Origin of the sequence: Acinetobacter sp. CIP 102136, assembly GCF_000369685.1 — a bacterium.
Taxonomy (GTDB): Bacteria; Pseudomonadota; Gammaproteobacteria; order Pseudomonadales; family Moraxellaceae; genus Acinetobacter; species Acinetobacter fasciculus.
In genome coordinates this window covers 276,375-289,886 of record NZ_KB850141.1, presented here as the reverse complement: position 1 = coordinate 289,886, position 13,512 = coordinate 276,375, and the positions used below count along the sequence as shown (strand labels likewise).

Genomic DNA, 13,512 nt, shown 5'->3' with positions numbered 1-13,512 from the left:
ATCATGCATAAAATACCAGGAATGACACGAACGCTGTTGTTCGCTGCGGCCATGCTGCTGATGGCATGTGACCAGAAAACGACCGAAACTCCGACTGAAGCGACAACAGATAATACGGCTTCAGATCAAGTCATGCAGGAACTGAAAACCGAGCCACTTAAAGACTTCCCTAAAACTGCCGATGATCCACATGATATTGCTGCATTGACGGATTATGAACAGCGCTTTCAGGAAATGAGCAGCGACCTGGAAAAAGAATTAAACAGCATGCGCGATGATGAAAATATGACAGAAGAATTTGTCCAGCAACGTCAGCGAGATCATGTCCAGTCAGCATTGAATATGTTGAAGGCTTTAGAACTGAAAACCGAACAGGGCCGTTATATTCAGGGCTTGATGTATCAGTACTGGGAACATCAGGACAAATTACTCAATACTCCCAAGACTCAAGCTGCGCCCGTGAATGAAGCCAGTGAGAATGTAAAGGGTCTAGGGAAATATCTACACGCCCAAGAACAGCTGGAACGCTGGCGTTCGCAATATCCAGATCTCGCCGAGAAAGAACCCGCTTCCCGGCAAGTGAAGGAACCGTAAAGCATTTTAAGTTTGCACACAGCTTAGATTAAATACAAAAATAATCTAAGCTGAACTGGCAGCTTTAAAACAGCGTGGATGAGCAAGACCTGTTTTGCTGAGCCTGAATCTCAGCAGAAGCGCCAGAAATGACTTAATCTGCTGTCAGAAACTGATGCACGCCTTCACCCGCTGCACGCCCTGTGGCAAAACAGGCGGTCAGCAGATAGCCGCCTGTCGGTGCATCCCAGTCCAGCATTTCCCCACAAAGAAAAACATACGGATTGGATTTAAGTTGCAGCTGTTCTGACAACACTTCACGCTTGACACCACCTGCACAGCTAATCGCCTCTTCAATCGGGCGGAAACCTGTGAGTGGAATAGTCAAATGTTTAATTTTTTTGGCTAATTCAGCAGCATCTTGCCATACCGCTTTGGCCACCAGTTCCCGTACCAGAGCCGCCTTGGCACCATCCAATCCAGCTTTACGCCAGACATTAGTTAACGACTGCTTCTTGCTTGGCTGTAATTTTTGCACAAGCTGTTCGATACTTTGATTTGGGAAGAGATCCAGATACAGCTGCATAGGCTGCCCCTGTTTTAGTTGCTCGCGTAAGCCACGACCCTGCTTATAGATCAGGCCACTTTCCAGACCGTAATGGCTAATTACGATATCGCCAACGGTCTTTTCACCTTGCCCTAACCATGCCTCAACCCGCTTTAAAGGTTGACCAAAGACCGGTTGCATAAACCGAGACCACGGATATTCCACCCCGGCATTACTGGCTTGAAATGGCTCAATTTCGTCCGGCTTTAACCAAGCTTGCCATGCACCATCACTACCCAACGCTGACCAGGACACTGCGCCACAAGCCAGAATAATGGCATCAAAGTGTTCAGTGCGATGTTCATTATTTTTCAGATCATGCAGCTCAAGTTGTTGCTGCTGCAACTGGCTGACTTTATGCCGGTAATGAAACTGGACACCATGATTGGCCAACCGCTTGAGCCAGGCACGCAGTAAAGGTGCGGCTTTCATCTCTGTGGGAAATACCCGGCCAGACGAATCGATATAAGGCTCTATACCGAGCTGTTTCATCCAGTCTTGAATCCAGAGCGCATCCCAGCGTTTGATCCAAGGTGACAACCACTCCACCTGATCATAACGTTGTACAAACTGTGGCACAGGCTCGGCATGGGAAATATTCAGACCGGTTTTGCCTGCCATCAGGAATTTACGCGCAGCAGACGGTTTTTGCTCATAAACATGCAGCTCATAATCAAACTGACTGAGCACTTCTGCTGCCATTAAGCCTGCGGGGCCTGCGCCCACAATAGCAATGCGTTTGCTCATCTGATTATTCCGAGACGGTGGCATTCTGCCCTTGCAAAGGCTGGAAATCATCAAAACGTGTCACATAAGTTTCAGGCTTGCTGATGATCAGTTGCTGGCATAGTTCACCGCGCTCCAGATATTTAATTTCAAAATGGGTACGCGCCGAATCTGCAGCAATCACTTCTTTGACAAAAGGTAGCTTCCAGAGCTCTCGCACTTGTATTTCTGCTTCTTCGATATAGGCAGGAATATTACTGGCCAGCGTAATCGTTCCACCGGTTTTCACGCGGGAAAGCAGAAACTCAAAAAATGGCATATTGACCCAGCGCTGTGCCGGATTATGCGGTTCAGGATTTGGATATAAAATAAAGAATTGTTCTACCTGCTGCGGATACAGTGCATGCACGATCCACGGTAAAGCATCGGCATGAACGGTTTGTAAATTAGTTTGACCCTCAACAGCATGCTGTTTTTGCATCGCCAGAAATTTTTCACGGGTACGTTCAATTGCAATCAGTTGAGTGTCGGGATTGTTCTTGCTGAATAACAAGGCATGTTTACCTTTACCCGCTCCCACTTCAACGCAGACCGGTTCAGGACTGATGCTTTGAAAATCACGGGGCGCATGCATACGCTGTGCTTGAAATTGACGAATCGGCATAATCAGATCAAACTAATAAAAACCGCATAAGTCTAACAAGCGCGGCTATATTTGCCTAATCGAACCTTTATTTTTCTTTGGAGTCGTCCCATGCCTACCACTTTAAACTGTCCGCGCTGTGGCAAGCTGACCACATGGGAAGATAATGAATTCCGTCCTTTTTGCTCAGAACGTTGCAAGATGATTGATCTGGGGGCTTGGGCCAATGAGGAATATAGTTTGCCCACCCAAGATGCACCGCAAGCCGATAACAGCGAAGAATAAAGGTCTTCCCTGTCGAAAATTCTGTCTGAAAGCAGAATCTTGTCGAAATTAAGTAGGGTGTGTTGACACTTTTAGCTTAAAAAAATAGCGAAGTAGTAAAATCAAATCGCCAAACCCAATTTTACTATTCGCTATGCCTCGTACCATGCTGACAGATCAACACTGGCAAAAGTTGAAAGTTATTCTGCGTAATTTATCCATTCACCACAACTCAAATTTACGCAATTTTATTGAAGCTATTCTTTATAGAATTAGAACAGGCTGTCCGTGGCGAGATATTCCTTGCTGTTTTGGTCATTCAAACTCTATTTTCAAACGTTTTAATCGTTGGTCAAGCAGCGGTAAGTTACTTAGATTATTCAAATTACTAGCCTCATGCCCCGATATGGAGTGGATTTTTATTGATGGCTCTCATGTACGTGCTCATCAACATTCTGCCGGCATAGCGAATCAATCTATTTCTAAAAGTGTAGGAGGAAACTCCTCAAAAATACATTTGATTGTTGATGCACATGGCAATCCTATTGATTTCATGATTACCGATGGAACCACACATGATGTTAAAGTTGCACCTGATTTAATATCAACATTAGATTTAAAAGAGACAAAAGTGGTATGTGCAGATAAAGGCTATGATTCAGAACTACTGCGTGAACAGATCAGGAAAACAGGGACTAAAGCGAATATACCAAAGAAAACAAATAGCCAATCGAACAATGACCATATGGACTGGTATTTATATAAAATCAGGCATTTAGTTGAAAATATGTTTTGTAGATTAAAGCAATTTAGAGGAATAGCTACTCGATATGACAAGCTCAAAAGAAATTATCAAAGTTCTGTTGCTTTAGCCTGTATATTTTTATGGCTACCTTTATAAGGTTAATTATGAACAGTAAATGTCAACAGACCCTAAATAAATCATATGAATTTTATAAAATTACTTAGATAAAGCAACACGAATTAACATCTTTCATAAAGCCTTAGTATTATTGTTCTACTCTAAATTTTCACATTATTTTTAGAGCAATAATATGGGTTATATTATTTTAAGAGTCATATTAATTGGGGTTGGTCTACTCGCACTTCTTTCGTTGGGAGTCGGCATTTTCCAACAAGATAGTTTATTTATTGTATTGGGTGTGCTTTTTGCTTTTGCCGCTTGGCTCATACACATGCAAACGCGACAACTTCGCAATAATCCCTTTTCAGAATAAAGATAAAAGACCAAACTATGTTGGTCTTTTATTTACGCTTTTAACCCGCTTTACCTGCAACAAACGGATTATGCTGCTTTTCAAAACCAATGGTGCTGATCGGCCCATGTCCTGAAATGAATTGAGTTTCATCTGGCAGGCTGAAACATTCACGCTGAATTGAATCTAAGAGCTGTTGATGATTGCCACGCGGGAAATCAGTCCGGCCAATTGAGCCTTTGAACAAGACATCACCTGTCCATAACAAGTCATAATTTTTGTTATAGAACATCACGTGACCCGGCGTATGGCCTGGAGCAAAACGCACTTCGAACTCCTCATTGCCGAGTTTGAGCACTTCACCACCTTCCAGCCACTGGGTCACTTCAACTTTTTCCGGAATCGGAAAACCATAACGTGCCGAAACTTCTTGAATCATGTCAAGCCAGAATGCATCTTCCTTATGTGGTCCGATTACCGGTACATTCCAGGCCTTTTTTAATGCACCCACCGCACCCGCATGATCCAGATGGCCATGAGTGAGCCACAAGGCTTTAACCGTTAAACCCAGCGCTTCAACTTCAGCTTTGAGTTTTTCAGGTTCGCCCCCTGCATCAATCAAAATGGCTTCTTTAGTGTCCGCATCCCAAACGATCGAACAGTTTTGCTGAAATGCAGTAACCGGAACAATTTTGACTTGTAACATGGGGTGAAAAACCTCGGGCAAGTTAATGAGCAAGTGTCTGTGTCAATGCATCCAGATTAGCCTGTAGCAGACTATTGAGCAATCGCAAATGATCTTCACGGCTATTTAAAGCAGGAATATAACTATAGCTTTCACCGCCGAGTGCTTTAAAAGCCTCGGCATTTTCAATTGCCAGCTCTTCAAGCGTTTCCAGACAGTCCGCGGAAAATGCCGGACTCATCACCTGAATTGATTTCACCCCCTGTTTCGCCCAATCTTCAAGCAAAACATCGGTATAGGGCTTGATCCATTCCTGCTTGCCAAACCGTGACTGGAAGCTGATCGCATATTGATCTTCGCTTAAACCCAGGGCTTTAGCTAACAGCTTACCAGTTATGCGGCAACGGTCGGCATAAGGATCGCCTTTATCGGCATAGGGCTGTGGAATGCCGTGGAAAGACATTAACAATTTTTCTGGCTTACCATGAATTGCCTGATAGTCACGTACACTTTGAGCCAGCGACTGGATAAATAAAGGATGTTGATAATAATCCCGGATCACTGTCAAACCGGGTAAATTGCGCTGTTGAACCACCCATTTCGCCACTGCATCGTATAAAGGTGCGGTCGACGTGGCTGAATATTGGGGAAACAGGGGAAATAGAATCACGTGTTCCTGTGGCTGCGCGGAGACTTGTGCCAAGACATCCTGAATGTTGGGATTGCCATAGGTCATGGCGGGCACCACATTCAGTTCAAACTGTGGATACAGCTGGGTGAGATGTGTCTTGACTGCGCTGACCTGCTCAAACAGAATTTCACGCATCGGTGAATCCTGTCCCCATACTTGTGCATAAGCCTGTGATACCCGCTTTGGACGGAAGGGTAAAATGAATAAGCGCAGAATGATTTGCCAAATCGGTTTGGGAATCTCAATCACACGCTGGTCGGATAAAAACTGCTTGAGAAAACGGCGTACCGCAGGAATCGTAGGCTCATCTGGTGTGCCCAAGTTTGCCAATATAATCGTCACTTTCGCTTTAGCAGTAGAATACATTCAGTTCGTCCGTCAGGATATCAACCCCTGTACTTTAACAGCTTTTTATTTATTCTCTCTATGGATTAATACGCTGACTTATATTGAAAAGTGCGATCTAAATCCAGCAAGCTGCTATCCAGCAATTTTTGCGCTTTTGGCGTGATCTGCCACAGCATGCGCTGTCGGTCATCACGACCGGATGGCACAATCCAGTCATTCTGGCGCATTTGAATTTTTAAACTATGCAAGGCACGGATATTCATCTGGGCACGCGCCACTGCATGTGCACGCGGCATCTGTACCCGTGCATCCTGCAAACCGGTTTCATTCAGATATTCATTCATGCGCTTCGAGAAAAATTCCTCAGGGGTCGGATTGACAAAGGTGGAGCCCAGCAACGCCAACAATTGTGCCCAAGTCAGTTTCTTCTGGACTTTGATTTCCTTGAAGTTACCATCCTGATAAGCATGCATCCGGTATTCAAAAGAAAAAATTTCATGCATCGCTACTTTGGGCAAGCTTAGGAATGGATCAACTTCTGCAGTTCCACCATCACGTTCCAGTTGAGCCACTTTGGCTTTCAGCTGGTCAATTTCGTCATGTAGCGCCTGAGTATTTTGCGGACGCACCCAGCCAGTCACCGGATAGCGCTCCAACATTTGCGGCATGTTAAAACGCACTGCCATTTCCAGATCGCGCAGGCTGCGGTAAGTAAAGACCTGATCGACTTCCTGCTGTAATAACTGACGGAATTCCTTAAATTTTTCCTGTAATTCCGGTTTGGCATCATGCAATGCACTTTCACGTGATGCCGGATCATCATGCATAAACACAATAATCGGTTTTTGCTTGGTCACTGCATAAATATATTCGAGATGCATATAGCCAACACCCGATACCGACTGCTCTCCATACTGGCTTCCCAGCAGAATCACGACATAATCACAGTCATCAATCTGGCGGCGTGCAAATGCAGTATTCAGCGGTGTACGCTGTTCCAGTCCCCACGAGAAAAACCCCATTCCTACCAGTGTTTGAGACAGAATGATACGCTCCGGTTGCATTTCTGCCCCAGAGGTTGAGATGAACACTTGGTACCGTTTATCCAGCATGGGCTATCCTCTTCTCCTGTACATTTGGGTAAAAAATGCATCATCACATGCTTCTTTACCCAATATGGCCACCCCACAATCAAAATATCTTTCTTCTTAAATTATAAAAATGAGTTTTAAACTGCACTCATATTACTGACCTGCCATTTTAAATCGGCCGGAATCAGGTGCTGCAAAATCGGTCGGAGCTGTTCAGCATTCTGCCCACTCACCACCAATTCAATTTTCACGCTTTCTTTAGACTCATGCTCAAATAATAACCCATTTTTAATTAAAATTCGGGCCGTTTGTCTTGCAACCGCGAATCCTGAGTCAATTAATGTCAGCTTTTGACCAAAAATATACTGAATTGACGATTTTAGGAAGGGGTAATGTGTACATCCTAATACTAAATAATCAGCGCCCTGATCTACAACTGGTTGTAAAATCTCTTTTAATGTCTGCAAACAGGCTGCACTCATCTGCTCTCCAGCCTCAACAAAAGGCACCAGATCCAGACTGGTCACAGGCAGGACTTTGACTTGAGCCGGTTCGGCAAAACGGGAAATGACATCTTTAATCAGCTGGCCGCGGAAGGTTGCAGGCGTGGCCAATACCGCCACAGTTTTCGACTGGGTATTCAGGACGGCCGGTTTAAGTGCGGGTACTAAACCGATAATCGGAAAGTTTTCACCATAATAGTCACGCAAATAATCCAGACTAAAAGCGGAAGCGGTATTACAAGCCACCACCGCAACTTTACAACCTTGACGATAAAGCCATTCAATCGCCTGAGCCGTCAGGGCACGAATTTCCTGATCATCTCTCGGGCCATAAGGCACATGCGCAGTATCCGCATAATAGACAAAACGCTCGTTAGGCAAATGGCGGGCAATTTCCAGGGCGACTGACAAGCCGCCTACGCCTGAGTCAAAAATACCAATCGGCGCATCTGCCATGGCATTGGGCATCGGGTCTAATAGCTGGGAAATGGGTTGAATAGCGCTCATAACGTTGCAAGTGGCTTGTTTGAAATTTCTAGCGATCAAGCTTAAACCTCAGGTGCTCAAATGCAAGTCTAAATCACCACTTTTCAAACTTAAAACGGTTTCGCCTGCCGGATTTTCATCAAGCTCTCCCATCTCGACCAGATGTAAAAATGCAGCGTGCTGGATTAGGGCATTGATCCCGAAACGCACATGCACATAAGGCCGTAGTTCACCTTTATATTCACGCATAAAGATTGGATGTTCAGCATCGACAACAATCAGGTCTTGCGTAGTCGTGCCCAGTTGCAGATAAGTCACTCCATTGATCTCGACCTGATCGACCTGATTGACAAATAAAGGTTCATCTTCCACTTCAATTTCAATCATTTCTACTGGTGTTTTTAGATAGAATTTATCGTTTTCTTTCCAGAGCACCGTTGCAAACAGGTCAATCATGGGCTGACGCTTGATCAATTGACCTTCGTGCCACCATTCTCCATTGGCTAAAACTTTCAGATCCATTGTGCCACAATGCTTTGGCTGCCATTGCTCCAAAGGGGGAATTGACCTTTTGTGACTGCCCTGTGCATCTTTTAAGTATTGTGCGATATCCATTAAATTTTTATCATCGGGATAAGTTACTTTTTTCGTCGGATTTGTGCTGGGTACTGGCTTATCCATAAAAGAAGACCTTAATGACGGAAAAATAATATGTTTCAGCCAATTGGCTAAAACCGGCTTTAAAACTATACTAGCCCAGATTATCAAAGACACCAGCATTTTTGTGTCTAGGAACCAAGAACACTTATGGCAGCACCCAACCATCCGGTTATGGTTGCCACCGAATAGTAATATGAGGAGTCCTACATGGAACACATCGAACGTGAATCGATGGAGTTTGACGTCGTCATCGTAGGCGCAGGCCCTGCGGGTCTTTCTGCTGCGATCAAAATCCGTCAACTTGCAATTGAAAACAACTTAAACGATTTGTCCGTTTGTGTCGTAGAAAAAGGCTCCGAAGTCGGTGCACATATTCTGTCTGGTGCTGTGCTTGAACCACGTGCCATGAACGAGTTGTTCCCGGACTGGAAAGAACAAGGTGCCCCGCTCAATGTGCCGGTGACTGAAGATAAAACCTTCTTCCTGCTGTCAGATGAAAAATCACAGGAAGCACCACACTGGATGGTACCTAAAACCATGCATAACGATGGCAACTATGTCATCTCGCTCGGCAACGTGGTGCGCTGGTTAGGCCAGAAAGCCGAAGAACTGGAAGTGTCGATCTTTCCGGGCTTTGCCGCGTCTGAAATTCTGTATCATGCCGATGGCACAGTCAAAGGCATCCAAACCGGTGACATGGGCATTGGTAAAGATGGCGAACCGACGCATAACTTTACCCCGGGTTATGAACTGCATGCCAAATACACGTTATTTGCTGAAGGTTGCCGCGGTCACTTAGGTAAGCGTTTAATCCAGAAGTTCAACCTGGACAAGGACGCTGATCCGCAACACTACGGTATCGGCATTAAAGAGTTGTGGGAAATCGATCCTGCCAAGCACAAACCGGGTCTGGTGATGCATGGTGCCGGTTGGCCACTTTCTGAAACCGGTTCTTCAGGCGGCTGGTGGCTCTACCACGCCGAGAACAATCAGGTAACCCTAGGCATGATCGTGGATCTTTCTTACACTAACCCGCATATGTATCCGTTCATGGAAATGCAGCGCTGGAAAACCCATCCTTTAATCAAGCAATATCTGGAAGGTGGTAAGCGTATTTCCTATGGTGCGCGTGCCGTGACCAAAGGTGGCTTTAACTCACTACCAAAATTCACTTTCCCAGGTGGCTCGTTAATTGGTGATGATGCAGGCTTCCTGAACTTTGCCAAGATCAAAGGCTCACATACGGCGATGAAATCCGGCATGCTCTGCGGTGAAGCGGTGTTTGAAGCGATTGCGGCCGGTGTAGAAAAAGGCGGTGATCTGGCGGTGGCACGTGTTGTAGAGGGTGAAGATTTCTTTGTGAAAGAACTCACCGCATATACCGACAAGTTTAACAACAGCTGGCTAAAAGAAGAACTCTATAACTCGCGTAACTTTGGTCCGGCAATGCACAAGTTCGGTCAATGGATCGGGGGTGCCTTTAACTTCATCGACCAGAACGTGTTTAAAGTGCCGTTCACCCTGCACGATCTGGTTCAAGATCATGCTGCGTTAAAAACCCAGGCAGCTGAAAGTTTCAAGCCGACCTATCCAAAACCGGATGGCAAGCTGACTTTTGACCGTTTGTCTTCGGTGTTTGTCTCGAACACGGTCCATGAAGAAAACCAGCCAGCACATTTGAAACTGACCGATGCTTCAATTCCGGTGGAAGTAAATCTACCGAAATGGGATGAGCCTGCACAGCGTTACTGCCCGGCGGGTGTCTATGAAATCATGGAAAATAATGACGGTTCAAAACGCTTCCAGATCAATGCAGCAAACTGTGTGCACTGCAAGACCTGTGACATCAAGGATCCGTCCCAGAACATCACATGGGTAACACCGGAAGGTGGTGGTGGTCCAAATTACCCGAATATGTAAGGTAATCATCAGATAAAAAATAAACCCGCTTTTAAGTGGGTTTATTTATGGATAAATATTAATAATTTCAGTTCCTGTCCATTCATCTATTTAATTAAGCAGATTTTTGAAATTTTATTTTCTAAATAAGACAAATGTTTGAGCTCATCAGCCCTTGGTATTTTTAGCCACCTTTCTTCACTAAATAATGAAATTCTTTATTGCCATTTTCATCCAGACGTTCTTCCTGCAAGAGCAACTCATGCCCCAAATGCATACAGAATTTTGGAATATCCCACGACGTTGAATTATCCGTGGCAAACACCTCAACTACATCACCTGCCTTTGATTTACGGATCGCCTGATGCAACATCATCACTGGCTCAGGACAACGCAAACCTCGGGTATTCAATTGCAGACTTGGAATAATTTCAGTTGGGGACATCGATAGACTCAGGATGGAAAGACCGTCATATTTTAGCATAAAGCTGCGATTACATTGCTGCTTTGCATACGTGGCCAGTTTTAAAATCAGCGCTGACTCACGCGATCAAGACTGTGCATCATATTTACAATAGACAAGCGTATTTTCTGCGGTATGATAAAACCACGTTTTTTTAGATATTAAGAGTCTTCAGGAAAAATCATGCACGAGGAATCAGGCCCGTCGTGGGGTATGCGCGGCTTACGCAAATGGCTGGGAACTGCACCCGAAACTCGCGACGAACTGCTAAAATTAGTACAAGATTCACGTCGATTTTTAGAACCCGATACTGTTGCCATGCTTGAGGGCGTTCTTGACCTCCCGGCAACCAAAATTCGTGAAGTCATGACGCCTCGCACGTCCATGATCAGCTTGCAGGAAGATGACCAGCTGCTGGATATCCTGCATGTACTGGTCGAGTCTGCGCATTCACGTTTTCCGGTATTTTCATCCGATCAGACCGATAATGTAGTCGGTATTCTATTGGCCAAGGATTTATTGCCTTTTCTGACTGAACCGACGGCCAAGGTCGATATTCGCGCGCTCATGCGTCAACCTTTGTTTGTTCCGGAAAGTGCCCGCTCCGATCAGGTGCTGCGCATGTTAAAGAATACCCAGACGCATATTGCGGTGGTGATTGATGAATACGGTACGACTTCGGGTCTGGTGACACTGGAAGATATTTTGGAAGAAATTGTCGGTGAAATTGAAGATGAACATGACAATGCTGACGAAGAAGCATACTACATTGTTCCGGATAACGACCCGACTACCGCCAATACCTGGGTAGTCCAAGCCCTGACTCCGATTGAGTATTTCAATAATATGCTGGATGCGACTTTCCCTGATGATGAAGTGGAAACCATGGGCGGCTTGTTATTACAGGAAATTGGTCTGGTGAGTGACCTTGAAGGTCAAACCATTGAACTGGAAAACTGGCAATTTACCATTCTTGAGGCGGATTCACGCTCTATTCATCTAATTCGAGCCGTGCGCCAATGAGAGCGTATTTCGATAAGCTGTTGAGTTCGTCTCAACAGCAAAAACCTTTGCCGCTAATCTATCCTGTTTTAATTGCCTTATTTGCAGGTGCTATCTTTAGTTTGGCACTAGCCCCTTATCATTACTGGTGGCTGGCGATTCTGTCTCCAGCACTGCTCTATGCTTGCCTGCGCGGACGTAGCGCAAAACAGGCCTTTGGCATTGGCTGGGCTTATGGGATTGGCTTGTGGTTTGTCGGCGCATTCTGGCTCTATACCTCGATTCATGTCTATGGCGATACCAGTGCATTTCTCAGCGTTGTAATGATCCTGATCATGGCACTGGTGATGGGCCTGTTTAGTGCCGTTCAAACGTTTGTCTATCGCTGCTTTTTCCCGGAAACCCCTTTAACCTTTGCCCCGCTCTGGGTGCTGTTTGAATGGTCCAAGACCTGGGTCTTTACCGGTTTCCCGTGGCTATTTGCTGGCTATGCCTTTACCGAACGCTACTTGGATGCTTATGCGCCTTTATTCGGGGTGTTCGGGGTGTCTTTCGTGGTGATCATTCTGGCCTGTGCACTGGTTGAAATTCTGAATAAACGCCTGTTCTGGGCTATTCCTTCGGCAGTTTTATTACTCGGTGCCTGGGGCGCAGCACAGCTGACGTTTGTTGAGCAAAAAAATCAAAAGCCTTTAACGGTTTCCCTGATTCAGGGCAATATTCCGCAAGACTTGAAATGGCTAACTGAATATCAGGTGAAGACCTTATTGATTTATGCCAATTTGAGTAGAACCGAATGGGGCCGTGATCTGATCGTCTGGCCGGAATCTTCGATTCCCATGTTCCAGACTGATATTGAAGCCTTTCTGGAGGCCATGAAAGTACAAGCTGAAAAATCAGGCACTGCATGGGTGACCGGCATTCCATATTGGGATTTAGCCGAATCGCAGACTGCGGGCTATCCAAAATATTACAATAGTATTATGGCCAGTGGCGATGAATCCGATGGCCTATACAAGAAGCAACGACTGGTTCCCTTTGGTGAATATATCCCCTTATCAGGCTGGCTGAGCTGGGTCTTGCCAGGTCTGCAAAATGATCCTTCCATGAGTGGTTTTACCCGGGGCGCAGATCATCAAAAACCATTGAATGTGAAAAATCATCCATTGGGTTCTGCAATTTGCTATGAAGTGGCCTACCCGAATTTGACCCGTCGCAATGCCAGCCAAAGTGATTTTCTGGTGACCGTGTCTAATGATGCCTGGTTTACCGGCACGGCAGGACCATTACAGCATCTGCAAATGGTGCAAATGCGTGCTAAAGAAAATGGCCGCTGGTTTATTCGCGCCACCAATACCGGTGTAACCGCCTTTATTGACCACAATGGCCACATCGTGAAAAAAGCCCCGGTGGATCAGGAAGCGGTATTACGTAGTGAACTTCCAGCCATGCAGGGCGAAACGCTGTATATGAAACTCAGTGATTGGCCAGTGATGATCTTCTCAGTTCTGCTTTTGCTTATTGGATGGCGCTTCCGTCCACGTAAAGTGGATGTCAGCTTTAAGTCAAGAAGATAATTTCTTCAAGTCCCTCTTTTATAAAGAGGGATTTAGGGGATTCCTGAATATAGCACCTTATCAATCCCTCCTAAGCT

General features: G+C 45.4%; 15 protein-coding genes. 7 read left to right on the top strand and 8 right to left on the bottom strand.

Features of this window, described 5'->3' with window-relative positions:
- The first annotated feature begins 3 nt into the window (after positions 1-3).
- A complete protein-coding gene (locus tag F893_RS04220) occupies positions 4-594 on the top strand; it encodes a hypothetical protein (protein WP_005250526.1) in 591 nt (196 codons plus the stop codon).
- A 133-nt stretch (positions 595-727) separates the two neighbouring features.
- Here F893_RS04220 and F893_RS04215 read toward each other — a convergent pair whose 3' ends face one another.
- Together F893_RS04215 and F893_RS04210 are read right to left on the bottom strand one after the other, a co-directional pair.
- A complete protein-coding gene (locus F893_RS04215) occupies positions 728-1,927 on the bottom strand; it encodes a TIGR03862 family flavoprotein (protein WP_005250524.1) in 1,200 nt (399 codons plus the stop codon).
- Positions 1,928-1,931: 4 nt separating this feature from the next.
- A complete protein-coding gene (locus F893_RS04210; RefSeq protein WP_171066769.1) occupies positions 1,932-2,576 on the bottom strand; it encodes a class I SAM-dependent methyltransferase in 645 nt (214 codons plus the stop codon).
- Positions 2,577-2,660: 84 nt separating this feature from the next.
- On the opposite strand from F893_RS04210, the gene F893_RS04205 reads away from it, so the two are divergent.
- The 3 genes from F893_RS04205 to F893_RS04195 all read left to right on the top strand — a co-directional run bounded on the left by F893_RS04205 (position 2,661) and on the right by F893_RS04195 (position 4,051).
- A complete protein-coding gene (locus F893_RS04205) occupies positions 2,661-2,834 on the top strand; it encodes a DNA gyrase inhibitor YacG (RefSeq protein WP_004278554.1) in 174 nt (57 codons plus the stop codon).
- A gap of 133 nt (positions 2,835-2,967) precedes the next feature.
- Positions 2,968-3,714, top strand: coding sequence for an IS5-like element ISAba31 family transposase (locus F893_RS04200; RefSeq protein WP_005250519.1), 747 nt, complete (start codon positions 2,968-2,970; stop codon positions 3,712-3,714).
- A gap of 154 nt (positions 3,715-3,868) precedes the next feature.
- A complete protein-coding gene (locus tag F893_RS04195; protein WP_004278555.1) occupies positions 3,869-4,051 on the top strand; it encodes a hypothetical protein in 183 nt (60 codons plus the stop codon).
- 40 nt (positions 4,052-4,091) lie between these two features.
- On the opposite strand, the gene F893_RS04190 is transcribed toward F893_RS04195, so the two are convergent.
- The 5 genes from F893_RS04190 to F893_RS04170 form a co-directional block, all read right to left on the bottom strand.
- The gene (locus tag F893_RS04190) at positions 4,092-4,736 is read right to left on the bottom strand and encodes an MBL fold metallo-hydrolase (protein ID WP_005245863.1); all 645 of its coding nucleotides are present in this window, start codon (positions 4,734-4,736) and stop codon (positions 4,092-4,094) included.
- Positions 4,737-4,758: 22 nt separating this feature from the next.
- Positions 4,759-5,772, bottom strand: a complete 1,014-nt coding sequence (gene hemH, locus F893_RS04185; protein WP_005250516.1) for a ferrochelatase — start codon at positions 5,770-5,772, stop codon at positions 4,759-4,761.
- Between the two features lie 65 nt (positions 5,773-5,837).
- On the bottom strand, positions 5,838-6,866 hold the full coding sequence (locus F893_RS04180; RefSeq protein WP_005102932.1) for a DUF4062 domain-containing protein: 1,029 nt from the start codon (positions 6,864-6,866) through the stop codon (positions 5,838-5,840).
- Positions 6,867-6,982: 116 nt separating this feature from the next.
- Positions 6,983-7,855 (bottom strand): glutamate racemase, encoded by an 873-nt coding sequence (gene murI / locus F893_RS04175; RefSeq protein WP_005250514.1) that lies wholly within the window; start codon positions 7,853-7,855, stop codon positions 6,983-6,985.
- A gap of 48 nt (positions 7,856-7,903) precedes the next feature.
- On the bottom strand, positions 7,904-8,515 hold the full coding sequence (locus F893_RS04170) for a DUF1285 domain-containing protein (RefSeq protein WP_005250512.1): 612 nt from the start codon (positions 8,513-8,515) through the stop codon (positions 7,904-7,906).
- Between the two features lie 186 nt (positions 8,516-8,701).
- Between F893_RS04170 and F893_RS04165 the strand changes: the two genes are divergently transcribed.
- Complete coding sequence (locus tag F893_RS04165; protein ID WP_005250509.1) at positions 8,702-10,414, top strand: electron transfer flavoprotein-ubiquinone oxidoreductase; 1,713 nt, start codon at positions 8,702-8,704, stop codon at positions 10,412-10,414.
- A gap of 163 nt (positions 10,415-10,577) precedes the next feature.
- On the opposite strand, the gene tusA is transcribed toward F893_RS04165, so the two are convergent.
- Entirely contained in the window at positions 10,578-10,838 is a 261-nt protein-coding gene (tusA, locus tag F893_RS04160) for a sulfurtransferase TusA (protein WP_004729361.1), read from the bottom strand.
- 201 nt (positions 10,839-11,039) lie between these two features.
- Between tusA and F893_RS04155 the strand changes: the two genes are divergently transcribed.
- Positions 11,040-11,879, top strand: coding sequence for an HlyC/CorC family transporter (locus F893_RS04155; protein WP_004278564.1), 840 nt, complete (start codon positions 11,040-11,042; stop codon positions 11,877-11,879).
- The gene (lnt, locus tag F893_RS04150; RefSeq protein ID WP_005250507.1) at positions 11,876-13,435 is read left to right on the top strand and encodes an apolipoprotein N-acyltransferase; all 1,560 of its coding nucleotides are present in this window, start codon (positions 11,876-11,878) and stop codon (positions 13,433-13,435) included. The genes F893_RS04155 and lnt overlap by 4 nt, the downstream gene beginning before the upstream one ends.
- Positions 13,436-13,512 lie beyond the last annotated feature (77 nt).